Here is a 26,321-nt window from a genome sequence, read left to right as displayed (position 1 = left end):
ACAAAGTCATTCTGCGCGGCAGTTGGCAATTGTAAAAAATCTCATGTGAGATTAGCATGAGTAATCTCATTTTGGCTGTGATCCATTGGCGACATCCCAGAACAGAAAGCGACTATTCCAGTGCTGAAACCCTATGATCTGCCCTCACTCGGTGATCTTGCCTGTTTTGAGGCCGCTGCACGAAATTTGAGCTTCAAGCAGGCATCAGCCGAGTTGAACGTGACCCCCGCCGCCGTAAGTCACCGCATCAAGGCTTTGGAGCGGGAGTTGGATCAGCCCTTGTTTAACAGGCATTATAGGGGCGTCGAGCTGACCGAATCAGGGGCCTTGCTGTTTGTTGCCTTGCAACGCGGTTTTGAAACGATATCGGAATGCGTCGCGCGGATCCGAAACCATCAGGCGCATATGGGGGCTTCGATCTCTGCGACGACAGCGATGAGCGGTCTTTGGCTGACGCCGCGCCTGGGCGCTTTCTGGAAGACCCATCCCGGAGTGGCTATATCACAGCTCATCCAAGATCAGGGAAAAGCGCAGGGTGTCGACCTGAGTATTCACTATGGCGATCCGTCTTCCGAAGAAGGAGAAACGCGTGTGTTGTTCCACGACCGGATTCTGGCGATGGGCAGTGAACAATTTGCCGAGACCTGGAAAATCGAGAACATCGACGATCTGCTGTCGGTTCCGCTTATTCACACGCAATCCGGCATCAACCCCTATACCGAATGGACAGACTGGTTTGCCAATTTCGACCGCACGGCGCCGTCCGGCCCCGGATTTTATCTGAACAATTACCTGATCTCGCTTCAGGCGGCAGAAGATCACATTGGCGCGGTGTTGGGCTGGGAAGGATTGCTGGGCGGCTATCTGAGCAGCGGACGATTGGTCCGGCTGACGCCGGAAACGATGGAGTCGCCGCATTCGTTTTATCTGCGCATTCATGGGCGTGCGTCAGCGAATGCACGACTGTTTGCGGAATGGCTGGCGAAACCGGCTTAGAGCGCCCCGCCTTAAACTTGAATCGCTTGTTCGCTGCCTGTCGGCTGCGCCTCCAACGCGAAAAGCGATCCTCGTGTTTCAGGTTAAAGGCGGGACGCTATAGGACCCATTCAGCCATGAAAAAACCGGCAGGAGTGTTCCCGCCGGTTTCTTGTTGTGTCCTGACCTTGCAGCTTAGCTGCGCGGCTTGAGGTTTTCGGGGTCGTACAGCGGCGCATAGCCGATGCCAGCAACCTCAACCTCGAACGGCTCGTCAAAATACGTCACCCGCAGTTTGCGACCGATCTGGCAATAGTCATGCGGCAGATAGGCCAGCATGATGTTTTTGCCAACGGTCGGGCCGAACGCCTGCGACGAGGTATAGGAACGACGCCCCAACGCATCAACCAGCACTTCGTTGGTCTCGGGGTCCATCACCGGCATGGTGTTCACCGGATAACGCGCGACGCCCTGGCTATCGACGTTGTCATGCATCACCAATGTGCACAGCATGGCAGGCTGATGTTCGCGTGCGCGATACTCAAGGTGCTTTTCCTTGCCGCAGAAATCGGCCTCTTTGACCTTGGGACGCGACAGGTCTGCCTCGTACAGGTTGTAGCGCGTTTGCAAGTCAGCGTTTTGCAGGCGCAGCGATTTTTCCAGACGACGCGAGTTTGCATAGGTTTCGACGCCGAACGCCATGACACCGGTTTCACGCAGCGCGTCCCAGACGGCCAGACCGTCCGCGTAGGGCAGGTGAAGTTCCCAGCCCTGTTCGCCCACATAAGAGATGCGGAAGGCGCTGACCGATTTGCCTGCAATCTCGATCTGCTTGATGGCCGCGAAGGGGAAGTTTTCGTGATCCAGCCCGTCCGGGTCCGCGACGACCTTTTTCAGGGTGTCACGGGCATTCGGGCCCCAGATGCCGATGGTAGTATAGGCTTCGGTCACGTCGGTGATGGTGACGTCCAGCCCACGGTCCTGCGCGGTGCGCTTCATATATTCCAGATCGCGCGGGCCGGCATCGGCCCCGTTCACCAAACGGCAACGATCGGCCATGCGGAACACGGTAAAGTCGGCGCGTACGTTGCCTTCTTCGTCCAGCATGTGGGTATAGATGCCCTTGCCAACCATATTGTCGCCACCGACTTTGGCGGCGCACAGCCATTCCATCAGCGCGACATGGTCGGGCCCCGAAATGTCGGTCATGTGGAAGTGCGACAGGTTGATGATGCCGCAGTCGGCGCTCATCTCCAGCTGCTCGGCGTTGGACACGCGCCAGAAGTGACGGTTGTCCCACTCGTTTTCACGCACAGGCACCTGATCGGCATATTTCTCAAGCAGATGCGCGTTGGCTTCATAGCCGTGCGCCCGCTCCCAGCCGCCAAGCTCCATAAAGTGACCACCCAGTTCGATTTCGCGCTCATAGAACGGCGAGCGGCGGATGCCACGGGCATTGGCAAAGGGTTCGCGCGGGTGAACCGGCGGGTTATAGATTTTCGCGGCGGTTTCTGCACAGCGGCCCGAGATGTAATCCTCGTTCAGCTGGAATTCGTTGAAGCGTGCGTAATCGACCGAATGGTGGTCGATATGGGTGCGCCCGTCGGTCATCCAGTCGGCAACCAGCTTGCCCATGCCGGGGCCATCCTTGACCCAGATCGCAACCGCATACCACAGGCCACGCAGCTTGCGGCTTTCGCCCATCGACGGGCCGCCATCGGTTGTGGTTTGCAGCAAACCGTTGAACGAATGGCTTTCGTTGTAGCCAAGCTCGGCCAGGATGGGCGTCAGCTCCATCGCGCGCTCAAGCGGTTCAATCACATCTTCCAGCTCAAGATCGCGCTGCGAGGGCGACAGGCGGGCCTGGTCTTTTTCAAGCAGCTCGCGGGGGTGCACCATGCGCACGTCTTTTTCGTAGTAATAGCCCCATTCCATCTGACCACCTTCGGCGGTTTTGGGATCGCCCGTGTCGCGCATATAGGCCGAGTTGCCCTGATCGCGCAGCAGCGGACGGCCGATTTCCAGACCGGTGTCCGCAAATTCGTTATAGGGTCCGAAGAATGTCAGCGGGTGGTCGACCGGCATCACGGGCAGATCTTCGCCCGCCATTTCGGCAATCAGACGGCCCCAAAGGCCGGCGCAAACCACAACGTAATCGGCGGTGATGGTGCCGCGCGAGGTTTTGACGCCCTTGATGCGGCCATCTTCGGTGATCAGCTCCAACGCCGGGGTGTTGGCAAAGGCTTTCAGCTTGCCGGTTTTCTCGGCCGCATCCACCAGCTTGCCCGCAACAGTCTGCGAACGCGGAATCACCAGACCCGCATCCGGGTCCCACATTGCGCCCTGGATCTGGTCTTCTTCCAGAAGCGGGAATTTCTCTTTGGCTTCGGCCGCCGAGATCATTTTGACATTGGTGCCAAACGCGCGGCCTGAATCGCAACGGCGGCGCAGTTCGGCCATGCGGGCATCATCGCCCACGCGCGCGACCTCAAGGCCGCCGATCCGCGAGTAGTTGCCCATCTTCTCGTAGAAATCCATCGAGTACATGGTGGTCCAGCAGGTCAGTTCGTCATGCGCAGTGGCATAGCAAAAGTCAGAGGCGTGGGCCGTCGAACCAACGTCGGTCGGAATGCCCGATTTGTCGATACCGACAATATCAGTCCAGCCGCGTTCGATCAGGTGGTGGGCGACAGAAGCGCCAACAATGCCGCCGAGACCGACGATGACGACATTCGCGTGTTTGGGAAACGAGGACATAGATCATTCCAATTGTTCGAGTTGTCAAAGAGACATGCAACGGGTTGCGTTAGGCTGCCAAAACTATTCCGGCATTCGCTGTGACAAAGGCGTCATCTGACAGCAAAAGTGAGGGGTGAGATTGCATCAAACTGGCGGATTCGGCCAGAAATGATAAACCTTGGGGCTTACAGCTGGCGAACGAGTTCGGGCAGGACATCAAAGATATCTGCGACCATCCCGTAATCGGACACCTGAAAAATCGGTGCCTCTTCGTCGGTGTTGATCGCGACAATTACCTTGCTGTCTTTCATTCCGGCCAGGTGCTGGATCGCGCCGGAAATCCCGCAGGCGATGTACAGATCGGGGGCGACGACCTTGCCGGTTTGCCCGATTTGCAGATCGTTCGCGGCATAGCCTGCATCAACCGCCGCGCGCGACGCGCCAACAGCGGCGCCAAGCTTGTCCGCCAGTGGCGACAGCACCTTCTGGAACCTGTCCTGCGAGCCAAGCGCACGGCCCCCCGACACGATGATTTTGGCCGAGCTCAGGTTGGGCCGGTCGCTGTCGGACAGGGTGTTGGCGATGAAACGCGACAGATCAGAAGCGTTGGGTGTCTCGACATGTTTCACCGGGGCGGCGGCATCGGCGGCGCTGGCCGCGCTGAACCCTGCGGTGCGCACAGTCAGAACGCGCTTGGCCTCGGTGCTTTGCACCACTTCGATGGCGTTTCCGGCATAGATCGGACGCTTGAAGGTGTCGGGGGAAACAACCTCGGTGATTTCCGAGATTTGGGCCACGTCCAGCAGCGCCGCAACGCGGGGCAGGACGTTTTTGCCGGTGGCAGTGGCGGGGGCCAGGATCGTGTCGTAATCGACGGAAAGCGCCACAATCAGATCCGCTGTCGCTTCTGCAAGACGATGCTCAAGCGCGTCTGCATCCGCAACGATCACGCTGCGCACACCGCCCAGCTGTGCGGCCTGCGCAATTGCCGCATCGGCGTTTTTGCCCGCGACCAGAATATCGACATCGCTGCCGATTTGCAGCGCGGCTGTCAGCGCTTTTGCGCTCTGTTCGGACAGGGATGCATTGTCGTGTTCTGCAAAGACCAGAATTGCCATGTTTTGTTACTCCGAATTCAGTCAGATGACGCCGGCTTCGTTTTTGAGACGGTCGAGCAGGTCAGCGACACTGGCGACCTTCACACCTGCGGTGCGCTCGGCGGGTTCTTCGACGCGCAGCACTGTCAAACGCGGTGCCGCCGTGATGCCAAAGTCCTCGGGCGTTTTTTGCTCCAGAGGTTTCTTTTTGGCCTTCATGATGTTTGGCAACGACGCATAGCGCGGCTCGTTCAGGCGCAGATCGGCGGTGATGATGGCGGGCAGGGCAATCTCGATGGTTTGCAGGCCTTCGTCCACCTCGCGTGTCACCTTGGCATGGCCATCGCCCAGTTCTAGCGCCGAGGCGAAGGTGCCCTGCGACCAGCCCAGCAGGGCCGACAGCATCTGGCCGGTCTGGTTGGCATCGTCGTCGATGGCCTGTTTGCCCAGAATAACAAGTCCGGGCGCTTCGGTCTCGACCACCGCTTTCAGCAGTTTGGCGACGCCCAGCGGTTCGATGGTACCTTCGGCCACGATCAGAATGGCGCGATCAGCCCCCATCGCCAGTGCGGTGCGCAGGGTTTCCTGCGCTTGGGCGGGACCGATGGAAACGACGACAACCTCGTCTGCCTGACCCGCTTCCTTGAAGCGAATGGCCGCTTCGACGGCAATCTCGTCAAAGGGGTTCATCGACATTTTCACATTGGCAAGCTCGACGCCGCTTCCGTCCGCCTTGACGCGGATTTTCACGTTATAGTCAATGACCCGCTTCACGGGGACCAAAACCTTCATGATTGCTCCTCTCTGCCGTGCCCTGATTTTGTCAGGGCTGGGCGCGTGCATTTTGTAGAACCGTTGCGACATGCTGTTTTCGCAGCCGTCCGCCGGATGTATCGTTTTTATCTCGCCCACAGGGGATGATAGGGCCGCGAATAAGGGCGATCCAAGAGAGAATCCCGGATTCGTGACACGTAACTTCGCAGTTTACGCGCCCTCGAAACAGTATGATTGCGTCAGCCTGATATTAAGACTACGACATGGAGCTGTGATTTCTTGCCCTGCAAACGGAGCAACCAGATGGATTCGCAAACACAGTCGAAACGAACGGCACCGCGCGCGGCGACATCGCGCAGTGTCGGCGCGCGTCCCGAAGGGGTGCGCCTGTCGGTCGGGTTTATTCTGGCCCGGCGTTTCACCCTGTGCGCCTTTGCGAATTTTGTCGATGTCCTGAGGCTTGCCGCAGATGACGGGGATCGCAGCCGGCCTATTCTGTGCAACTGGACGGTGTTGACCGACACCATGGATCTGGTGACGTCGAGCTGCGGGATCACGGTGCAGCCGCGCGAACGCCTGGGTGATCCGGCGCGTTTTGATTACATCGTGGTGGTTGGCGGGTTGATGGATGAATTGCCCGGTCTCAGCGCCACATATACCCAATATCTGCATCAGGCGGCTGCGGCGGGTGTGCCGCTGGTGGGGGTGTGTTCCGGTGCCTTCATGCTGCATCAGGCAGGGCTGATGGACGGCTACCGCTGCTGCGTCAGCTGGTTTCATCACGCGGAATTTCTGTCCCAGTTCGAAGGGCTGAATCCGGTATCAGACCAGATTTTTGTGGTAGATGGCGACCGGCTGACCTGTTCCGGCGGCGCCAGTTCGGCACATCTGGCGGCCTATCTGGTTGACCGTCACGTCGGACGGGCACAGGCCAGCAAAAGCCTGCACATCATGATTATCGACGAAGCGCTGCAACCGGAAAAGCCGCAACCGGGCATCAGCATGGATTTCAAAACCCGCGATCCTATCGTTTTGCGCGCGCTATTGCTGATGCAGCAAAACATCGACACCCCCATGTCAGTTGCTGAGATTTCGCGGCGGATGGGGCACAGCAAGCGCCAGCTTGAACGGCATTTCCGATTGGCGCTCGAAACCTCTCCGCAAGCGGCTTTTCTGAGCATCCGGCTTTCACTGGCCCATCACCTGATCGAAACAAGCGAGAAATCCATAGCGCAAATCGCGCTGGATTGCGGGTTTTGCGATTCTTCGCATCTCAGCCGGATGTTCCGCCGCCGTTATGGCTGCACGCCGGTGGTAGTGCGTCAGCAACGCGAAAATGCAGCGGCCTGACAGGCAAAACCGCCGCGACGCAAATGCGGCGCGGCGGTCCATTTTGTTTTAGAAGCGTTCAGGCGTTAGCGCGGCTCGCTGGCAAGACCGCGCCAGGTTGCCACACACATCACCAGCAGCACGCAGGTAAACGGCAGACCTGTCGAGATCACCATGGATTGCAGGGACGACAATCCGCCCGCAGAGAGCAACAGCACGATGGCCACGATGCCTTCGAAAACGCACCAGAACACGCGCTGGGAAACCGGTGCATCCACCTTGCCGCCTGCGGCGATGGTGTCGATGACCAGCGAACCCGAGTCCGACGAGGTGACAAAGAACACGATCACCAGCACGATGCCCACGAGCGAGGCAATTTGCGTCAGGGGCAGTGCATCGAGCATTGCGAACAGTTGCAGCGGCAGGTTGGCTTCCTGCACGGCACTATAGCTGTCGCGCACGACTTGCGAGATTGCGACACCGCCAAAGACCGACATCCAGATAACGCAGACCAGCGACGGGATCAAAAGCACGCTGACCAGAAATTCGCGCACGGTACGGCCACGCGAAACACGCGCGATGAACATGCCGACGAAAGGTGACCAGGAAATCCACCATGCCCAATAGAACGACGTCCAGCCCTGCATAAAGTTTACGTCTGTGCGCCCAACCGGGTTGGACAGCGCAGGCAGGTACTCCAGATAGGCCAGCAGATAGTCGCCGACGCCGGTTGCCAGAAACAGGGTCGGGCCGGTGAACAGCACGAACGCCAGCAAGGCAAAGGCCAGCCCCATGTTGATTTCGGAGAGCAGTTTCACACCGGCTTCCAGCCCGCGAATGACCGAAAGCAGTGCAATCGCGGTGATCGCAATGATCAGAACGATCTGTGCGGTTTCTCCGATTGGCACGCCGAACAGTTTGTTAAAACCCGCATTCGCCTGTGCGGCCCCCAGCCCCAGCGAGGTTGCCAGCCCGAAGAGCGTGGCAAAAACCGCAAGAACGTCGATGACATGGCCCGGCCAGCCCCAGACCCGTTCGCCGAAAATCGGATAAAAGGCCGAGCGGATCGTCAGCGGCAGGCCCTTGTTGTACGAGAACAATGCAAGGCTAAGTGCCACAACCGCATAGATCGCCCAGGGGTGCAGACCCCAGTGAAAGATCGACGCTGCCATGCCCAAACGGATCGCCGCATCTGTGTCGCCGGCAGCGCCGCCAAGCGGTGCCCAGTCGGTGCGAATGCCGTCTTCGCCCACGGTGGTGCCCGCCAAAGATGAGGAAAAGTGGCTGAGCGGTTCGGACACGCCGTAAAACATCAGGCCAATGCCCATGCCGGCCGCAAACAGCATCGAAAACCAGCCGACATAGCCGAAATCAGGCACGGCATTTGGGCCGCCAAGGCGAATGCGGCCATAGGGGCTGACGATCAGAACCAGACAGAGAATAACGAAAACATCCGCAGCCGCGATAAAGAACCAGTCAAAGCTTTGGGTGACGGTTGTGAACAGCGTGCTGAACACGTTGCCCGCCTGATCGGGAAAGATCAGCGTATAGGCCACAAAGGCGATGACCAAGATGGCCGAAACGCCAAAGACCGGATTGTGAACGTTATAGTCGAACGGCCCAAGCGAGCCTTTGATGTTGTCCTGACCAATTTCATAATCGGTTTGAATAACACTTTCCGGCGGGGGCGCCTCGCTGTCGATCGTCGTGGGTTGGGTCAAGATTTGTCCTCCTATATTGGCTGGACGTCTGTCAGATTCCGGTGCGCAGCTGTGATCGCGCCATTGCGCGAAAGCGCGCTTTCGGCGTGCAGGTGCGCGCGCTTGCCCCGCTCCATTAATCCCTGCGCCAATCCGTGCCACTCAAGGTGTTGCGGTGTAGGGGGCAGCAAATTTCGCAGGCTTGATGGGTTTCTTGGTTCAAGTTTGCCGGACAGGTGACAGGCGTATCTTTCGATTGCCGGATCATTGAGAGAAGCGGCGCGCAGCGACAGGATGATTGCGACAAACCGGGCGTAGCTTTGCGTCTCTGCGCGGGGCGGGCAAAGGGGGCCGCGCAATGTTTGCGCCCAAACAGACCGGGGCACCCCAAGAATCGCTGACAGGCCGAAACTGGATGATGACGTCAATCTCCACCGGTAATGGCGCGAATCTTCACGCGTCGGGGTGCGGCAACCGATAGTCGAGTCCGACGCAACTTCCTAGCCCAGAGTGCCCAGATGACACGTTTTAACGCCTTCAGCCTTCTGAAAAACGCCCTGTCGGGCAACAAGAACTGGACCGAGCAGTGGCCGGACAGCCAGCCGAAAGCCGAGTATGACGTGATTATCGTCGGTGCCGGCGGCCATGGTCTGGGTGCGGCCTATTATCTTGCCAGCCAGCACGGCATTACCAATGTCGCAGTCATCGACAAGGGTTGGCTGGGCGGTGGCAACACCGGACGCAACACCACCATCATCCGGTCCAACTATCTTTATGATGAAAGTGCGCGGATGTTCGACCATGCGCTCGACCTTTGGCAGGGTCTGAGCCAGGAGCTGAACTATAACGTCATGTATTCAAACCGTGGCGTGCTGATGCTGGCGCACAATGTGCATGATGTTCAAAGCTTCAAGCGTCACGTTCACGCCAACCGTCTGAACGGTGTCGACAACCAGTGGCTGACACCGGAAGAGTGCAAGGAATACTGCCCGCCGATCAACATTGCCCAGAACGCCCGCTATCCTGTCATGGGCGGCGCGCTGCAAGAACGCGCGGGCACGGCACGTCACGATGCTGTGGCCTGGGGCTATGCCCGTGGCGCAGCGGCGCTGGGTGTCGATATTATTCAGAACTGTGCCGTTGACGCGATCCGGCGCAACGCCGACGGGTCTGTCGCAGGTGTCGAAACGGCCAAGGGCTTTATCAAAGCCAAGAAGGTTGCCGTTTCTGCTGCGGGCCACACCTCTGTGGTCATGGACACGGCCGGTGTGCGCCTGCCGCTGGAAAGCTACCCGTTGCAAGCGCTGGTGTCAGAGCCGGTCAAGCCGGTCTTCCCCTGCGTGGTCATGTCGAATGCGGTGCACGCCTATTGCAGCCAGTCCGACAAGGGCGAGCTGGTGATCGGGTCGGGTACGGACCAATACACCAGCTACAGCCAGCGCGGCGGCCTGCCGTTGATCGAACACACCGTCGCGGCAATTTCCGAAGTGTTCCCGATCTTCAACCGGATGCGGATGCTGCGCAAATGGGGTGGGATCGTCGACAACACACCCGACCGCTCGCCGATCGTCGGCAAAACGCCTGTCAAAGGGCTTTATGTCAACTGCGGTTGGGGCACCGGCGGGTTCAAGGCCACACCGGGTGCGGCGCATACCTTTGCCTGGACCGTCGCCAAGGACGAACCCCACGCGATCAACGCGCCCTTCACCCTGGACCGTTTCCGCACCGGCCGTCTGATCGACGAAGCCGCCGCCGCCGCTGTCGCTCACTGAGCCTGCTAAAAAAAGGAGATACACATGCTTCTGATTCATTGCCCCTATTGCGCCGAGACGCTGCCCGAGCTCGAATTCACCTATGCCGGCGAAGCGCATATCGTGCGCCCCGAAAACCCCTCTGCGACAACCGATGAGGAATGGGAAAGCTTCCTGTTTCTGCGCGCGAACGTGAAGGGGCCGCATTTTGAACGCTGGCGGCATGCCCACGGTTGCGGCCGCTTCTTCAATGCTGTGCGCGACACCGTGTCCGACAAGTTCCTTACCACCTACGAGGCGGGCGCTCCGCGTCCCGACCTGTCCAGCCTGAGTGAGTCCCAGAAATGAGCCAGTACCGCGTTTCCGGTCGTGGCCGCGTCGATACCGCGCGCCCTGTGACCTTTACCTTTGACGGCAAATCCTACACCGGCGCGCAGGGTGATACCGTGGCGTCGGCGCTGCTGGCCAATGGCGTGCACCTGATGGGCCGGTCCTTCAAATATCACCGCCCGCGTGGTGCCGTCGCCGCAGGTTCGGAAGAGCCCAACGCGCTGATCGGCACCCGCCGTGGCGCTGGCCAGTTCGAACCCAACACCCGCGCCACAGTGCAAGAGATCTGGAATGGTCTTGAAACCAATTCGCAGAACAAATTCCCCAGCCTGAAATTCGACGTCGGCGCGGTGAACGACGCGGCCTATATGCTGTTTTCGGCGGGTTTTTATTACAAGACCTTCATGTGGCCCAAAAGCTTTTGGGACAAAGTGTACGAGCCGTTCATTCGTGCGGCGGCCGGTCTGGGCGTTTCGCCCAGCGAAGAAGACCCCGACCATTACGCCTCGCGGTATCTGCATTGCGATGTGCTGATCGTCGGCGCTGGTCCTTCGGGTCTGGCGGCGGCGCGCGCTGCTGCGGTTGACGGGCTCAAGGTTGTGGTGGTTGACGAAAACGCCGAGGCCGGCGGCACGCTGCTGTCCGAACCGCAGGCGCAGATCAACGGCAGTTCCGCATGGGACTGGCTGGCGGATGAGCTTGACGCGTTGAAGGATTTGGGCGTGCGGATCATGACCCGCACCACGGCCATCGGCTATTACCACCAGAACATGGTGGGCTTGTGCGAAAAGCTGACCGACCACTTGCAGCAGCTGCCCGCGGACACCCCGCGTGAACGTCTGTGGCGTGTGCGTGCCGAACGCGTTGTGCTGGCGCAGGGCGCGCTGGAAAAGCCGCTGGTGTTCCATGGCAACGACCGCCCCGGCGTGATGCTGGCAGGGTCGGCGCAGACCTATCTGAACCGCTATGGCGTGCTGGTGGGCCAGCGTCCTGTTGTGCTGACCTCGCATGACAGCGCATGGTTTGCCGCCTTTGATCTGGCCGATGCCGGTGCCCAGGTGCAGGCGATTGTCGACACCCGCGCAGATGTCAGCGAAGACCTGTTGGCGGGTGCCCGTCAACGCGGTATCGCCACCAAGCTGTCGCACACCGCCACAGCGACCGGCGGTCGTTTGCGGGTGTCTTCGATCCGCATTAACCCCGTGCAAGGCGGTCAGGTTGCTGCGGGCGCGAACATCGCATGTGACGCGGTGCTGATGTCGGGCGGCTGGACGCCTTCGCTGCACCTGTTCTCGCACACCAAGGGCTCGCTTGCCTGGGACGATGACCGCACCACATTCCTGCCGGGCAACACGCCCGAAAACTGCACCATCGCCGGCGCAAGCCGCGGGCTGTGGGGCATTGAAGCGGCCTTTGCCGATGGCGCTGAACGGGGCCGTGAAGTGGCTGCCCAACTGGGCAAGACAGCCGCGACCGTGGCCTATGATATCAAGGCCGACCGCATCGGATCAGGTGTGTCGCACAAGGAACTGCCCACCGATCGCAGCCCGGGCAAGGCAAAGGCCTTTGTCGATTATCAGAACGACGTGACCGCCAAAGACCTGCGTCTGGCCGTGCGTGAAGGGATGCGTTCGATTGAACACGTCAAGCGCTACACCACCAATGGCATGGCGACCGATCAGGGCAAGATGTCCAACATCAACGGGTTGAACATTGCCGCCGACGCGCTTGGCAAAAAGCAGCCCGAAGTTGGTCTGACCACCTTCCGTCCGCCCTATACGCCGACCACATTCGGAGCTTTTGCAGGCTATCACCGTGGCAGCCATTTCGAAGTGTCGCGCAAGACACGGATCGATACCTGGGCCGATGAAAACGGCGCGGTTTTCGAACCGGTCAGCCAGTGGCGCCGGGCCTGGTATTTCCCAAAGACGGGCGAAAGCATGGACGCCGCCGTGGCGCGCGAATGTGCCGCGACCCGTGAAAGCATCGGGATTTTCGATGCCTCGACACTGGGCAAGATCGAAGTCGTGGGGCCGGATGCGGTTGAGTTCATGAACCGCATGTACACCAACCCGTGGACCAAACTGGGCGTGGGGCGCTGCCGCTATGGCCTGTTGCTGGGCGACGACGGCTATATCCGCGACGACGGCGTGATCGGGCGTCTGGGGCAGGACAAATTCCACGTCACCACCACCACCGGTGGCGCGGCGCGGGTGCTGGGCATGATGGAGGATTACCTTCAGACCGAGTGGCCCGACCTGAATGTCTGGCTCACCTCGACCACCGAACACTGGTCGACCATCGCGCTGAACGGTCCGAACGCGGCCAAATTGCTGGCGCCGCTGGTCGAGGGCGTCGAGCTGACGGAAGAAGCCTTCCCGCACATGTCCTGTGTGGAATGCACTGTCGCGGGCATGCCTGCGCGGCTGTTCCGGGTCAGCTTTACCGGCGAAATCGGCTTTGAGGTCAACGTGCCTGCGCCCATGGGGCGCAAGCTGTGGGAAGTGTTGTGGGAGGCAGGCCAGCAGTATGGCATCACCGCCTATGGCACGGAAACCATGCACGTTTTGCGCGCCGAAAAGGGCTATATCATCGTCGGTCAGGACACCGACGGCACGGTTACCCCTTATGACGCCGGAATGGGCTGGGCCGTGGGCAAGTCCAAGCCAGACTTTGTCGGTATGCGCGGCCTTGCCCGCCCCGATCTGGTGGCCGAAGGGCGCAAACAGCTGGTCGGTCTGCTGACCGAGGACGGCAGCAAGCTGGAAGAGGGCGCGCAGATCGTCTTTGATCCGGCGCAAGCCATACCGATGACAATGGTGGGGCATGTGACCTCGTCTTATGACACCGGCACAACCGGACGGCCCATCGCGCTGGCGTTGGTTGCGGGTGGTCACGGCCGTATGGGCGAAACCGTCCATATCCCGATGCCCGACCGCACCATTGCGGCAAAGATCACCAATCCGATCTTTTTCGATCCCGAAAACACCCGTCTGAAGATCTGAGGAGCCAACCATGAACGCACCTGTTTCCGTCTTCACCCCCGCTGTGCTGGTTGAAACCGCCGCCGCGCGGGTCAGCACTGCCACCCCCTGTGCCCGTCTGGCTTTGCGTGCCCGCGGTGATCTGACGCCGTTTGATACGGCACTGGGCCTGTCGCTGCCGACCCGCATCGGTCAACGTGCGCAATCCGACGGGATCGAGGCGATCTGCCTTGGGCCCGACGAATGGATGCTGCAAACAGCCGAGGCAGATGCCGGAGCCATCATCAACGCCTGCGCTGCCCTTTATGATCGGCAGCCGCACAGTCTGGTCGATGTGTCCGGTCGCGAGGTGACATTCGAGATCGAAGGCCCGCTTGCCGCCAAACTTTTGACGCTGGGCTGCCCCCGCGACATCGGCAAAATCGCCATCGGCGAAGGCCGCCGGACGCTGTTCGACGGGGCGACAATCGTGCTGTGGTGCGACGCCCAAGACCGGTTTCGCATGGATGTCTGGAACAGCTTTGCGGCCCATGTCTTTTCGCTTCTCGAAACCGGCTGCCGTGAACTGGCGGCCGAAACGCTCTGACCATTGATGCGGATCTGGCCCGGAAACGGATCAGATCGGCGCCCTGTCCAAAAATCCAACAGGCGATGCAGATGTTGCAACCGCCGCGCACATAAAGTGCGCGGCGTCCCTGCTACTCTGCTGAACACGACATAAGAAAGTTCATAAACCATGAGCCAAACCATCCTGACCGTTGCCTGCCAGGTGCGCACCGGTATCGTCGCGGCCATTGCGACCTATCTTGCCGAACAAGGCTGCAACATTCACGACAGCTCGCAATATTCCGACATCGACAACGATCGGTTTTTCATGCGCCTCAGCTTTGACAATGTGCAGGGAAAGACACGCGAAGAACTGACCGAGGGGCTGGCAGAGGCCGCCGCGAAATACGGCATGCAATACGCCTTTCATGACCCTTCCGAGAAGATGAAGGTCATCATCATGGTCAGCCGCTTTGGCCACTGCCTGAACGACCTTCTGTACCGCTGGCGCATCGGCGCGCTGCCGATCGACATCGTGGGCGTCATCTCGAACCATATGGATTACCAGAAGGTCGTGGTGAACCATGACCTGCCGTTCCATTGCATCAAGGTGACCAAAGCCAACAAGAAAGAGGCCGAAGCCGAGCAAATGCGCATCGTGCGCGAGTCCGGTGCGGAACTGATCGTGCTGGCCCGCTACATGCAGATTCTCAGCGATGAGATGTGTCAGGAAATGTCGGGCCGGATCATCAACATCCACCACTCGTTCCTGCCGTCGTTCAAGGGCGCCAATCCCTACAAGCAAGCCTATGAGCGGGGCGTCAAGCTGATCGGGGCCACGTCACATTATGTCACGGCCGATCTGGACGAAGGTCCGATCATCGAGCAGGACACCGTGCGCGTGACCCACACCCAAAGTGCAAACGACTATGTCAGCCTGGGCCGCGACGTGGAAAGCCAGGTGCTGGCCCGCGCCATTCATGCACATATGCACCACCGGGTTTTCCTGAACGGCGACAAAACGGTTATCTTCCCGGCCAGCCCCGGTGAATACACGTCGGAACGTATGGGCTGAACGACACGCCGCCGCACGGGCGAACTGTGCGGCGGCGGATGACACCGTTGATGGCGAGCCGTGTCGCCCAGACCCTTCTGTATCTCCGATCTGTTATTGTTCCCCCGTCAGCGACCTTGGCCGAGGTCACTGACGGGACGGTGTATGGCGTCAGAGCCTTGTGGCCCAAGTTGAACCGGGACCACGTTTGCTAGCGAGCCAGCACTGTCTCTCTTCATCCATCTCGAACAGTTGCTTGTGGCCAGCTTGGACCACGGATCAGAAGGAAGAGAACATGAACAGGATAACACGAGACGCAATCCTTGGCATAGATGTCAGCCGCGATTGGCTGGACATTCATTGCCTGCCAAGCAATCAGAGACTTCGATTACCCAATTCCGAGGACGGGCATGCGCGCGTGGGCGCCCTGGCAAAGTCAGCCTGTGCGCTGGTTTGTTTTGAGGCCACAGGGGGTCAGGAATGGCGTCTGTGGTCGGCCCTCGACGTTGCAGGGGTCGCGACCAGGCAACTGCCGCCGCGCAAATCAAAGCCTTTGCCGCCAGCCGGGGCACGCGGGCGAAAACGGATAGGATCGACGCGGAGCTTATCGCGCGGTTCATGGCCTTTCGGCCTGATGCAGGGCGGACCTTGCCGCATGAAAAGATACGTCTTCTCAGGGCTTTGGTGTCCAAGCGTGGTCAGCTCGTCGAAACACGCAAACGGCTTTTGGCGCAAATCAAGGCGCATGCGAAACTGGGTTCGGATGATCTGTTCGACGTCATGGATGGTGACCTGAAAGACCTACTGGATCGCCAGATTGCAGGACTTGAGGTCCGGATCGAACAGATCATCGCCTCAGAGGAAGGCCTTGCCACGACTGCTGCCATCTTGCGTTCAGTTCCCGGCATTGGCCCGGTCGCCAGCACGATGTTGATCGCTGAAATGCCGGAACTCGGCCAGATCACGGGCGAACAAGCCGCCGCGCTGACAGGCCTTGCGCCCATTGCCCATGACAGCGGCGCGATGCGGGGCAAGCGCGCTATCGGAGGCGGCCGGCGCCCGCTGCGACACGTTATGTTCCAGGCGGCGCTCGTCGCCAGTCACCACAATCCCGTCCTGAAGCCGTTCGCAGACCGCCTTCGCGAAGCCGGAAAACCACACAAAGTGATAATCACCGCCGTCGCAAGAAAGCTTGTGACAATCGTGAACGCCCTTTGCAAAAGTCGACAGAAATGGACTACTCAACTCGCTTGAGAAATACAGTTGCTAGATCGGCAGCGCCGAGGTGTCCTTGACCACTTCGACAATCACCGAGCTTTGCATTTCGCGCACGCCGGGCAGCGCCACCAGCTTGCTTTGCATCAGGTGTTGATAATGCTCGATATCGCGCACCACGACGCGCAGGTAAAAATCAAAATCACCCAGTATCAGCAAAGCGGTCTGGATTTCAGGGATACCACGCACGGCGGTGCGAAAGGCGTCCAGCGTCTTTTTCTCGTGGCTGTGCAACCGGATACGAACGATCACAAACGTCTGGAAACCCAGCTTTTTCGCATCCAGCATGACGCGCCTGCCTTGCAGGACACCGGTCTTTTGCATCTGCGTGATGCGCCGCGAACAGGGTGATTGCGACAGCCCGACCCGTTCGGCGATTTCGGTCACCGACAGGCTGCCATCGCTTTGCATGGTGCGCAGGATGGCCAGATCGGTTTCGTCCAGTTCGTGCATAATTCAACCCAAAAATATCAATAACTCGACGGAGTCATGCGCATATACAGCATATCTGTAGCTGAATAGGCAAGCAAATGCCGCATGTCGGGTTCATCATCATGCGTAACACTGTTGCAAGGGTGTATGCCTGAACCGGCTGTGCCGCACGGGCCGCCCCTGCAATCGAAAGAAAGTGGTATAATCGCGGCATAAGACGCCGCAAAAAGGATGCCCGCACCATGAGCGAAGTCAAACTCAGCTTTCCGCACCCGCCCGCACGGCCCGACCAAGCGCCGGACTTTTCCAATATCGAAATCCCGCCCGTCGGCAGCTTGCCCGTGCCGTCGATGGACATCGAAGGACATGATTGCTGGCCCTATGCGGTGGGCATGATCCGTGTGCTGGACGACGACAACACCGCGCATGGCCCCTGGGCCGATTATCTGGGCGAAGTATCTGCCGACACGTTGCGGCAGGGGCTGCGCGACATGTTGAAGATGCGCGCGCTGGACCGGCGCATGCTGAATGCGCAGCGCCAGGGCAAGACGTCGTTCTATCTGCAATGCACGGGTGAAGAGGCGATTGGCTGCGGCTTCCAGCGGCAGCTGGAGCAGGGCGACATGAACTTTCCCACCTATCGCCAGCAAAGCCTGCTTGTTGCGGCGGACTATCCGCTGGAGGCGCTGATGGGGCAGCTGTATTCAAACGATCTGGACCCGCTGAAGGGGCGGCAGTTGCCGATCATGCATTCGGCACGCGATTACGGGTATTTCTCGGTTTCGGGCAATCTGGGCACGCAATATGTACAGGCTGTGGGCTGGGCAATGGCCTGTGCGTTGCGCGGCAATGGCAAGATTGCAACCGGCTGGATCGGGGACGGGGCCACGGCGTCGAACGATTTTCACAGCGCGCTGTTGTCGGCTTCGACCTATCAGCCGCCGGTGGTGTTGAACGTGGTCAACAACCAGTGGGCGATTTCGACCAATACCGCCGTCGCACGCGGCAAGGGCGACACCTATGCCGCGCGCGCCTTGGGCTACGGGGTTCCGGCGTTGCGTGTGGATGGCAACGATTATCTGGCCGTGCTCGCCGTGTCGCGGTGGGCCATTGACCGCACCCGCAGCGGTCACGGCCCCATCGTGATCGAATGGTTCACCTATCGCGCAGCGGCCCATTCCACCTCGGACGATCCATCGGCCTATCGCGCCAAGGGCGAGGCAGAAGCGTGGCCACTGGGCGACCCGATCACGCGGCTCAAGGCGCATCTGATCGCGCGCGGCGACTGGTCCGAAGAACGCCATGTCCAGGCCGAGGCCGAGTTGTTGGACGAGGTGGTGCAGGTTCAGAAAACCGTTGAGTCCCACGGCACCTTCGTCAAACCCAAGCCGACCGCGCCGGCGGATATCTTCAACGGCGTTTATGCCGAGATGCCCCCGCATCTGCGGCGTCAGCGGCAAGAGATGGGGCATTAAGATGGCGCGTATGACCATGATCGAGGCGCTGCGCAGCGCGATGGATGTGTCGCTGGAGCGTGACCCGTCGGTGATCGTATTTGGCGAAGATGTCGGATATTTCGGCGGGGTTTTCCGCTGCACCGCGGGGCTTCAGAAGAAATACGGTGAGGAACGGGTGTTCGACACACCCATCAACGAAAGTGCCATCGTAGGTCTTGCGGTAGGAATGGCAGCGCAGGGGATGAAGCCCTGCGTGGAAATCCAGTTCGCGGATTACATGTTTCCCGCCTATGACCAGATCACGCAAGAGGCAGCGCGGCTGCGGCACCGGTCGAACGAACAGTTCACCTGCCCGATGGTGGTGCGTATGCCCACGGGCGGCGGCATTTTCGGCGGCCAGACCCACAGTCAAAGCCCCGAGGCGCTGTTTACCCATGTGGCGGGTCTGAAGGTGGTAATTCCGGCCACGCCCTATGACGCCAAGGGCCTGCTGATCGCCGCCATTGAAGACCCCGATCCGGTGATCTTCCTCGAACCCAAGCGCCTCTACAACGGGCCGTTTTACGGGGACCATTCCGGCAAGTCGGTGCCGTGGTCGGCGCATCCTGCGGGCGAGGTGCCCGAGGGGCATTACACCGTTCCGCTGGGCAAGGCCGCGGTGGTGCGCGCAGGGTCTGACGTGACGGTGCTGACCTATGGCACCATGGTCTATGTGACCGAGGCTGCGGTGAAAGAGACCGGGCGCTGCGTGGTGGTGCACGAGGCGACCCGCACCAGCGGCTTTGGCGCTGAACTGATTGCCGAGGTGCAGGAGGCCTGTTTCTGGCATTTGCGCGCGCCGATCCAGCGGATTACGGGCTGGGATGCCCCGTATCCGCACGCACAGGAATGGGACTATTTCCCAAGTACGGCGCGTATTTCGCGCGCACTGAACACAGTGATGGAGGACTGACATGGGGGTAAGTAACATCCGCGTTCCCGACGTCGGCGAAGGCGTGGCCGAGGTTGAACTGGTCGAATGGCATGTCAAACCGGGCGATACGGTCAAGGAAGACGACGTTCTGGCTGCCGTGATGACAGACAAGGCGACGGTGGAAATTCCCAGCCTGTACACCGGCACAATCGTGTCGCTGGGGGCCGAGATCGGAGAAACCGTTGCTGTTGGCGCAACGCTTGTGACAATCGAACATGGCGGCGAAGGCGGCGATGTGACGGCAGAGATCGAGGTTGAGCCAGAGCAGGACACGCCTGCCGAGACAGCAAAGCCTGCGACCGCGTCAAAGCCAGTACCAAACCCTGCCGTTGCCGCGCCTGCATCCGGCAGCGCCCGCGCGCCGCGTGCCGAAGGGGTCGCTCCGCTGGCGTCACCTGCCGTGCGCGCCCGTGCCCGCAACGCTGGGATTGATCTGCGTCAGGTGGCCGGCAGCGGCCCCGCGGGCCGGATCACCCAAGGCGATCTTGATGCGGTCTTTGCCGCCGGGCCGGGGGGGGCTTCGACTGGCGGTGGAAAACGTCAGGGATCGGAAGACATCCGCATCATCGGCCTGCGCCGCAAGATTGCGGACCGTATGGCGCTGGCCAACAGCCGCATTCCCCATATCACCGTGATCGAGGAAATCGACGTAACCGCGCTGGAAGACCTGCGCGCAACGATGAACCAGACGCGCGGCGACAAGCCCAAGCTGACGATGTTGCCCTTTGTCAGCGCCACATTGTGCCGTGCCCTGCTGACCCATCCGGAAATGAACGCCCATTTCGACGATGATGCAGGCGTGGTAACCCGCCACAATCCGGTGCACATCGGCGTGGCCACAATGACCGAGGGCGGGCTTGTGGTGCCGGTTCTGCGCCATGCCGAGGCGCTTGGCCCCTTTGCCACCGCATCCGAAATTGCGCGCCTTGCCGAAGCGGCGCGCACGGGCAAGGCCAAGCGTGACGAACTGTCGGGATCGACGATCACCATCACCTCGCTTGGCCCTCTGGGCGCGCTGGCGACAACGCCGATCATCAACCACCCCGAGGTGGCGATCTTGGGAATTAACAAGATGGCGGTGCGCCCAATGTGGGACGGTCAGCAATTCGTGCCGCGCAAGATGATGAACATCTCGGCCAGCTTTGACCATCGGGTGATCGACGGCTGGGACGCGGCCAGCTTTGTCGCGTTGGTCAAACGGCTTTTGGAAAATCCGGCGATGATCTTTATGGAGGTCGAGGCATGAAGCACGAAAGCTGCAAAATCCTGATTATCGGCGCTGGTCCGGGCGGTTATGTCTGTGCGATCCGCGCGGGGCAGTTGGGGCTGGACACCATCGTGGTTGAAGAAGCGCGGGCAGGGGGCACCTGTCTGAACATCGGCTGCATTCCGTCCAAGGCGCTGATCCATGCCGCCGAGGAATTCCATGTGGCCGCGCATCTGGCGGCGGGCAATGATCTGGGCATCACCACAACTGCGCCCGCCATCGACCTACGCCAAACGGTTGCGTGGAAGGACGGCATTGTGAAACGGCTGACCGGCGGGGTCGGCACCCTTCTGAAAAAGGCCAGGGTGCGCAGCATCGCGGGCCGCGCGCAAATCGTGGATGGCAAGACGGTGGATGTCGAGACCGCCGACGGTCCGCTGCGGATCACGACCGAAAATCTGGTGATCGCAACCGGCTCGCACCCGCAGACGATACCGGCGCTGCCCTTTGGCGGCGATATCCTGTCGTCAACCGAAGCGCTGTCGCTGGACGCGGTGCCCGCGCGGCTGGCCGTGGTCGGCGGCGGCTATATCGGGCTGGAGATCGGCACCGCGATGGCCAAACTGGGCGCACAGGTCACGGTGGTCGAAGCTGCGGGCCGCATCCTGCCGCAATATGACGCCGAACTGACCCGCCCCGTGATGCAACGGCTGGAAGCGTTGGGCGTGACGGTTCTGTGTAACGCCAGGGCCGAAGGGTTCGAAACGGGGCATCTGGTTGTTGCGACCGATGACGGCCCGCAAAAGATTGCGGCAGACAAGGTTCTGGTGACGGTGGGGCGCGCGCCGGTGACGCAGGGTTTCGGATTGGAAGATCTGGGGCTGACCATGACGGGCCGCCATCTGGACGTTGATGACCGGTGTCGCACGTCGATGCACGGGGTCTATGCCATTGGCGACGTCACGGGTGATCCGATGCTGGCGCACCGCGCGATGGCGCAGGGCACGCTGGTGGCCGAAGCCGTCGCGGGCTACCGTACCAACTGGGACAAACGCGCAATTCCGGCGGTCTGTTTCACCGACCCCGAGATTGTCACCGTCGGCCTGCTGCCCGAGGAAACGCCCGACAGCGCCGTGGCGATGTTCCCCTTTGCGGGCAACGGGCGGGCGATGACGCTGGGGCGCGATGACGGGTTCGTGCGCGTGGTTTACGACGCTGACACCGAACTGGTGCTGGGCATTCAGGCGGTGGGCGCCGGCGTGTCGGAACTGGCCGGAGAATTTGCACTGGCGCTTGAGATGGCGGCGACGCTGACCGATATCGCCGACACGGTCCATGCGCATCCGACCCTTGGCGAAACCGTGCAAGAGGTGGCGATGAAAGGCTTGGGGCGGGCGCTGCACATTTGAACGGGGCTGTCACAGCACCCTTTGCAGCCCTTCCTGTACCTTTAGCAGTGCAGGCAGATAGGTGTCGCGCAGCTCGGACGGCGTGGCGTGCAGGCTGGCCATGCCTGTGTTCAGCGCCGAAACCACGCGCCCCTTGGCGTCGACAATCGGCACCGCAAGCGACCGCAGACCCAATTCGACCTCTTGATCTATTACCGCATAGCCCTGTCGGCCCACGCGGGTGATTTCTGCCATGATGTCCGCAGGATCATGCAGCGAATGCACGGTGCGCGGGGTCAGGTCCGAGGCGGCGATAACCTGCCGTGCCTGTTCTGGTGGCAGCGCGGCCAGCAACACGCGCCCCATCGACGTGCAATGGGCGGGCAGGCGCGATCCGGGCATCAGCCCGATCGACATCACCCGGCGCTGTGCCGCGCGGGCGAGGTAAACGATTTCGGTCTCGTCCAGCATCGACACCGAACAGGATTGCCCGATCTGCTCGGACAGCTGGTCCAGCCACGGCTGCACGATCTGCGGCAGGGGCAGGGCGGCCAGCGCCCCCATGCCCAGCCGCAGCACGCGGGGTGTCAGGCTGAAATATTTGCCGTCATAGGCGGCATAGCCGAGGTGGTGCAGGGTCAGCAGGCACCGCCGGGTCGAGGCGCGGTCCTGTCCTGTCAGCGCCGCCACCTGTGCAATCGACAGGCGCGGCCGCTCGGTGCCAAAGCATTCCAGCACTTGAAGCCCCTTGCTCAGCGAGCCGAGAATGTCTGTTTTGTTCGCCATGCGCACGGATCTTATCGCTATATGAACAAGTTTCAATATGCGAACGAAATCTCTTGCCCGACTGTGCAGATTGCCTGAAATCAACGGGACTGGGTTTAAGGGGAAACCGATGGACAAGACAGTGACCACCGCAGCGCAGGCCGTTGCGGACATTCCAGACGGGGCCACCGTGATGATCGGCGGCTTTGGCGGGTCGGGCGCGCCGATCGAGCTGATCCATGCGCTGATCGACGCAGGCCCGAAAAACCTGACCGTTGTGAACAACAACGCGGGCAACGGGCACGTGGGGCTGGCGGCGCTGATCGAACAGGGGCAGGTGGCGAAACTGATCTGTTCGTTCCCGCGCTCTGCTGATCCCAAGGTGTTTACCGATCTGTATCTGGCGGGCGGGATCGCGCTGGAGATTGTCCCGCAGGGCACGCTGGCCGAACGGATGCGCGCGGGCGGTGCGGGGATACCCGCGTTTTACACACCCACCAGCTATGGCACCGATCTGGCGACGGGCAAGCCGGTGGCGGAATTCGACGGGCGCATGTATGTGCAGGAACGCGCGCTGAAGGCGGACTTTGCGCTGATCAAGGCCGAGCAGGGCGACCCGATGGGCAACCTGACCTACCGCATGGCCGCGCGCAACTTTAACCCCGTGATGGCGACGGCGGCGGCGGTGACCATCGCGCAGGTGTCGCATGTGGTGGCTGCGGGCGATCTGGACCCCGAAAATGTGGTCACGCCGGGGATTTTCGTCAACCGCGTGGTCCATGTTCCCAACCCCCAACAGGAAGAAGTCCTGAACCGGCAAGAGGCGGTGTACCCATGAGCCTTGATCTGAATGACATTCAACTGAGCAACGCGCAAATCGCATGGCGGGCGGCGCAGGACATCGAAGACGGTGCCTATGTCAACCTTGGCATCGGCTTTCCCGAGATGGTGGCCAAGTTCCAGCCCGAGGGCCGCGAGGCGGTGTTTCACACCGAGAACGGCGTGCTGGGCTTTGGCCGTGCCCCTGCGGCGGGGGACGAGGACTGGGACCTGATCAACGCGGGCAAAAAGGCGATCACGCTGAACCCCGGTGCCGCGTTTTTCCACCACGCCGACAGCTTTGCCATGGTGCGCGGCGGGCATCTGGACGTGGCGATCCTGGGCGCCTACGAGATTGCGCAGAACGGGGATCTGGCGAACTGGTCCACCGGGCGCGGTGGCGTGCCTGCGGTGGGCGGTGCGATGGATCTGGTGCATGGGGCGAAACGGGTGGCGGTGATCACCGACCACGTGACCAAGAAGGGCGCGCCCAAGCTGGTCGAGAGTTGCACCATGCCGCTGACCGGCGTGGGCTGTGTGACGCGGGTCTATACGTCGCTGTGCGTGGTGGACGTGACCGGCGGACGCTTTGTGCTGCGCGAGAAGCTGGCGGCGGTGTCGCTGGAGGATTTGCAATCGGTGACGGGTGCGGAACTGCACCGCGACGGCGAAGTGGGTGATCTGGTGGTGCCTGCGCTGTAGGGGCGGGTGGTCGCTGTGCGGGACATTGCCGCCATGCACCAAAGCCCGGAACAAAGGCACGCAGTGCCGCCGGGCAGCGCCCGACCGCCCCATGGGCGGGCGCTTCTTCGCCGTCTTGCGCCTCTAAAGCCCCACGCCAAAGCGGTTAGATAAAGTGGCATAAACGAGGGTATCTGCGCCCACCCGCGGTCGGGCGCTGCCCTGTGTGGTCAGCTGAACCCCGCAAGCCGGTCCTTGCAGATCGCAATCATCGCCGCCGCGTTGCGCACGTCCACCGCGATGGCAGGGCGTTGCAGATACCGCGCGGCCTGTTCGCCCTCGCGATACCACGTGTTGTCCCGCGCCAGCGCCCAAACCGCATTTGACATGCACGAAAGTTTGGTTTTGCGATGGTTGGATGCCCCCGCGCTGCGCGCGCAGGGGGCCGCTTTTCGCGTCTTAGAAAAAGCCCAGCTTGTTGGGGTTGTAGCTGACCAGCAGGTTCTTGGTCTGTTGGTAGTGGTCCAGCATCATCTTGTGGTTTTCGCGCCCGATGCCCGACTGTTTGTAGCCGCCAAAGGCCGCGTGGGCGGGGTAGGCGTGGTAGTTGTTCACCCAGACCCGGCCCGCCTCGATCGCGCGGCCGACGCGGTAGCAGGTGTTCATGTCGCGCGACCACACGCCGGCGCCCAGCCCGTACATGGTGTCATTGGCAATCGCGAGGGCTTCGGCCTCGTCCTTGAATGTGGTCACGGAGACCACGGGGCCAAAGATTTCCTCCTGGAACACGCGCATCTTGTTGTGGCCCTTCAGGATCGTCGGCTGGATGTAGTTGCCGCCCGACAATTCGCCGGTGAACGCGGCCGCCGCGCCGCCGATCAGCACTTCGGCGCCCTCTTCGCGGCCGATGGTGAAATAGGACAGGATCTTGTCCTGCTGCGCCTTGCTGGCCTGTGCGCCCACCATGGTTTCGGGATTGCGCGGGTCGCCGTGTTTGATCGCTTTGACGCGGGCAATGACACGCTCCATGAAGGCGTCGTAGATGTCCTCGTGCACCAGCGCACGCGACGGGCAGGTGCAGACCTCGCCCTGGTTGAAGGCGAACAGAACGAACCCTTCGACCGCTTTGTCCAGAAACGCGTCATCCTCGCGCATGATGTCGGCAAAGAACAGGTTCGGGCTTTTGCCGCCCAGTTCCAGCGTCACGGGGATCAGGTTTTCGGTGGCGGCTTTCATGATTGTGCGGCCCGTCGCGGTCGAGCCGGTAAAGGCGATCTTGGCGATGCGTTTGGACGTGGCCAGCGCCGCGCCAACTTCGGCACCATAGCCGTTGACGATGTTCAGCACACCGGCGGGCAGGATGTCGGCGATGATCTCGGCAAGCACCATGATTGCGGCGGGGGTCTGTTCGGCGGGTTTCATCACGATGCAGTTGCCAGCCGCCAGCGCCGGGGCCAGTTTCCACGCGGCCATCAGGATGGAAAAGTTCCACGGGATGATCTGGCCGACCACGCCCAGCGGTTCGTGGTAGTGATAGGCGACGGTGTCGGCGTCGATCTCGCTCATCGAGCCTTCCTGCCCGCGCAGCACGCTTGAGAAATAGCGGAAGTGGTCGGCGGACAGCGGAATGTCGGCGGCCATGGTTTCACGGATCGGCTTGCCGTTGTCCCATGTTTCGGCCTGCGCCAGCAGCTCAAGGTTGGCGTCGATGGCATCAGCGATTTTCAGCAGCAGGTTGGCGCGTTCGGTGACCGATGTCTTGGCCCAGGCAGCCTTGGCGGCATGGGCGGCGTCCAGCGCCAGTTCCACGTCGGCGGCGTCCGAGCGGGCGCAATCGTTGATCTTTTCGCCGGTGATCGGCGTGACGTTTTCAAAATAGCGCCCGTTCACGGGTGCGACGAACGCGCCGCCGATGAAGTTGTCGTAACGGGTCTTGAACGGCGATGTGTAGGTGCCGGATTCGGTATGTGCGAGATCTTTCATGTGTGGTTCCTCCTGAGAATACCGGGTCTCCCTCCCGGATTGCGCATAAGCTGACGGCACAA

At 61.0% G+C, this 26,321-nt stretch carries 22 protein-coding genes; 14 read left to right on the top strand and 8 right to left on the bottom strand.

Annotated features, from left to right (window positions below):
• Positions 1–120 precede the first annotated feature (120 nt).
• Positions 121–996, top strand: coding sequence for a LysR family transcriptional regulator (locus DSM107133_RS19850; RefSeq protein ID WP_114294580.1), 876 nt, complete (start codon positions 121–123; stop codon positions 994–996).
• Positions 997–1,170: 174 nt separating this feature from the next.
• On the opposite strand, the gene DSM107133_RS19845 is transcribed toward DSM107133_RS19850, so the two are convergent.
• From DSM107133_RS19845 to DSM107133_RS19835, 3 genes are all read right to left on the bottom strand, one after another.
• A complete protein-coding gene (locus tag DSM107133_RS19845) occupies positions 1,171–3,732 on the bottom strand; it encodes an FAD-dependent oxidoreductase (RefSeq protein ID WP_114294579.1) in 2,562 nt (853 codons plus the stop codon).
• A gap of 167 nt (positions 3,733–3,899) precedes the next feature.
• Positions 3,900–4,832: an electron transfer flavoprotein subunit alpha/FixB family protein gene (locus DSM107133_RS19840; protein ID WP_114294578.1), complete on the bottom strand. Its 933-nt coding sequence runs from the start codon at positions 4,830–4,832 to the stop codon at positions 3,900–3,902.
• A 21-nt stretch (positions 4,833–4,853) separates the two neighbouring features.
• Complete coding sequence (locus DSM107133_RS19835) at positions 4,854–5,603, bottom strand: electron transfer flavoprotein subunit beta/FixA family protein (RefSeq protein WP_114294577.1); 750 nt, start codon at positions 5,601–5,603, stop codon at positions 4,854–4,856.
• 285 nt (positions 5,604–5,888) lie between these two features.
• On the opposite strand from DSM107133_RS19835, the gene DSM107133_RS19830 reads away from it, so the two are divergent.
• A complete protein-coding gene (locus tag DSM107133_RS19830; RefSeq protein WP_114294576.1) occupies positions 5,889–6,935 on the top strand; it encodes a GlxA family transcriptional regulator in 1,047 nt (348 codons plus the stop codon).
• Positions 6,936–7,000: 65 nt separating this feature from the next.
• Here the strand turns inward: DSM107133_RS19830 and DSM107133_RS19825 are convergent, their stop codons facing one another.
• A complete protein-coding gene (locus DSM107133_RS19825) occupies positions 7,001–8,635 on the bottom strand; it encodes a BCCT family transporter (RefSeq protein WP_240310609.1) in 1,635 nt (544 codons plus the stop codon).
• Between the two features lie 497 nt (positions 8,636–9,132).
• Here DSM107133_RS19825 and DSM107133_RS19820 point away from each other — a divergent pair, with 497 nt between their 5' ends.
• The 6 genes from DSM107133_RS19820 (at position 9,133) to DSM107133_RS19795 (ending at position 16,533) form a co-directional block, all read left to right on the top strand.
• Complete coding sequence (locus DSM107133_RS19820) at positions 9,133–10,386, top strand: sarcosine oxidase subunit beta family protein (RefSeq protein ID WP_114294575.1); 1,254 nt, start codon at positions 9,133–9,135, stop codon at positions 10,384–10,386.
• A 24-nt stretch (positions 10,387–10,410) separates the two neighbouring features.
• Positions 10,411–10,713 carry a sarcosine oxidase subunit delta gene (locus tag DSM107133_RS19815; protein ID WP_114294574.1) on the top strand — a complete coding sequence of 101 codons (303 nt, stop codon included), beginning with the start codon at positions 10,411–10,413 and terminating at the stop codon, positions 10,711–10,713.
• Positions 10,710–13,700: a sarcosine oxidase subunit alpha gene (locus DSM107133_RS19810; RefSeq protein ID WP_114294573.1), complete on the top strand. Its 2,991-nt coding sequence runs from the start codon at positions 10,710–10,712 to the stop codon at positions 13,698–13,700. The genes DSM107133_RS19815 and DSM107133_RS19810 overlap by 4 nt, the downstream gene beginning before the upstream one ends.
• Before the next feature lie 10 nt (positions 13,701–13,710).
• The gene (locus DSM107133_RS19805) at positions 13,711–14,265 is read left to right on the top strand and encodes a sarcosine oxidase subunit gamma (protein WP_114294572.1); all 555 of its coding nucleotides are present in this window, start codon (positions 13,711–13,713) and stop codon (positions 14,263–14,265) included.
• 150 nt (positions 14,266–14,415) lie between these two features.
• Positions 14,416–15,300 (top strand): formyltetrahydrofolate deformylase, encoded by an 885-nt coding sequence (purU, locus tag DSM107133_RS19800; protein ID WP_114294571.1) that lies wholly within the window; start codon positions 14,416–14,418, stop codon positions 15,298–15,300.
• Positions 15,301–15,759: 459 nt separating this feature from the next.
• The gene (locus tag DSM107133_RS19795; RefSeq protein ID WP_243253600.1) at positions 15,760–16,533 is read left to right on the top strand and encodes an IS110 family transposase; all 774 of its coding nucleotides are present in this window, start codon (positions 15,760–15,762) and stop codon (positions 16,531–16,533) included.
• A gap of 12 nt (positions 16,534–16,545) precedes the next feature.
• Here DSM107133_RS19795 and DSM107133_RS19790 read toward each other — a convergent pair whose 3' ends face one another.
• Entirely contained in the window at positions 16,546–17,007 is a 462-nt protein-coding gene (locus tag DSM107133_RS19790; RefSeq protein ID WP_114293367.1) for an Lrp/AsnC family transcriptional regulator, read from the bottom strand.
• A 221-nt stretch (positions 17,008–17,228) separates the two neighbouring features.
• Between DSM107133_RS19790 and DSM107133_RS19785 the strand changes: the two genes are divergently transcribed.
• The 4 genes from DSM107133_RS19785 to lpdA are packed head-to-tail and all read left to right on the top strand — an operon-like array spanning position 17,229 to position 22,032.
• Positions 17,229–18,461 carry a thiamine pyrophosphate-dependent dehydrogenase E1 component subunit alpha gene (locus tag DSM107133_RS19785; protein ID WP_114293366.1) on the top strand — a complete coding sequence of 411 codons (1,233 nt, stop codon included), beginning with the start codon at positions 17,229–17,231 and terminating at the stop codon, positions 18,459–18,461.
• Between the two features lies 1 nt (position 18,462).
• A complete protein-coding gene (locus DSM107133_RS19780; protein WP_114293365.1) occupies positions 18,463–19,395 on the top strand; it encodes an alpha-ketoacid dehydrogenase subunit beta in 933 nt (310 codons plus the stop codon).
• Position 19,396: 1 nt separating this feature from the next.
• Positions 19,397–20,662, top strand: coding sequence for a dihydrolipoamide acetyltransferase family protein (locus tag DSM107133_RS19775; protein WP_114293364.1), 1,266 nt, complete (start codon positions 19,397–19,399; stop codon positions 20,660–20,662).
• Entirely contained in the window at positions 20,659–22,032 is a 1,374-nt protein-coding gene (lpdA, locus tag DSM107133_RS19770) for a dihydrolipoyl dehydrogenase (RefSeq protein WP_114293363.1), read from the top strand. Before DSM107133_RS19775 ends, lpdA begins: the two co-directional genes overlap by 4 nt.
• A gap of 9 nt (positions 22,033–22,041) precedes the next feature.
• Here the strand turns inward: lpdA and DSM107133_RS19765 are convergent, their stop codons facing one another.
• Positions 22,042–22,797, bottom strand: a complete 756-nt coding sequence (locus DSM107133_RS19765; RefSeq protein ID WP_114293362.1) for an IclR family transcriptional regulator C-terminal domain-containing protein — start codon at positions 22,795–22,797, stop codon at positions 22,042–22,044.
• A gap of 109 nt (positions 22,798–22,906) precedes the next feature.
• Between DSM107133_RS19765 and DSM107133_RS19760 the strand changes: the two genes are divergently transcribed.
• Positions 22,907–23,614: a 3-oxoacid CoA-transferase subunit A gene (locus DSM107133_RS19760; protein ID WP_114293361.1), complete on the top strand. Its 708-nt coding sequence runs from the start codon at positions 22,907–22,909 to the stop codon at positions 23,612–23,614.
• The gene (locus DSM107133_RS19755) at positions 23,611–24,297 is read left to right on the top strand and encodes a 3-oxoacid CoA-transferase subunit B (RefSeq protein WP_114293360.1); all 687 of its coding nucleotides are present in this window, start codon (positions 23,611–23,613) and stop codon (positions 24,295–24,297) included. The genes DSM107133_RS19760 and DSM107133_RS19755 overlap by 4 nt, the downstream gene beginning before the upstream one ends.
• Before the next feature lie 209 nt (positions 24,298–24,506).
• Here DSM107133_RS19755 and DSM107133_RS19750 read toward each other — a convergent pair whose 3' ends face one another.
• Together DSM107133_RS19750 and DSM107133_RS19745 are read right to left on the bottom strand one after the other, a co-directional pair.
• Positions 24,507–24,665: a hypothetical protein gene (locus tag DSM107133_RS19750; RefSeq protein ID WP_162792015.1), complete on the bottom strand. Its 159-nt coding sequence runs from the start codon at positions 24,663–24,665 to the stop codon at positions 24,507–24,509.
• 70 nt (positions 24,666–24,735) lie between these two features.
• Entirely contained in the window at positions 24,736–26,259 is a 1,524-nt protein-coding gene (locus DSM107133_RS19745; protein ID WP_114293359.1) for an aldehyde dehydrogenase family protein, read from the bottom strand.
• Between the last annotated feature and the right edge of the window lie 62 nt (positions 26,260–26,321).

Origin of the sequence: Pseudosulfitobacter sp. DSM 107133 (genome assembly GCF_022788695.1) — a bacterium.
GTDB lineage: Bacteria > Pseudomonadota > Alphaproteobacteria > Rhodobacterales > Rhodobacteraceae > Pseudosulfitobacter.
The sequence above is the reverse complement of the archived record's forward strand: the minus strand, read 5'-3'. Positions and strand labels throughout refer to the sequence as shown.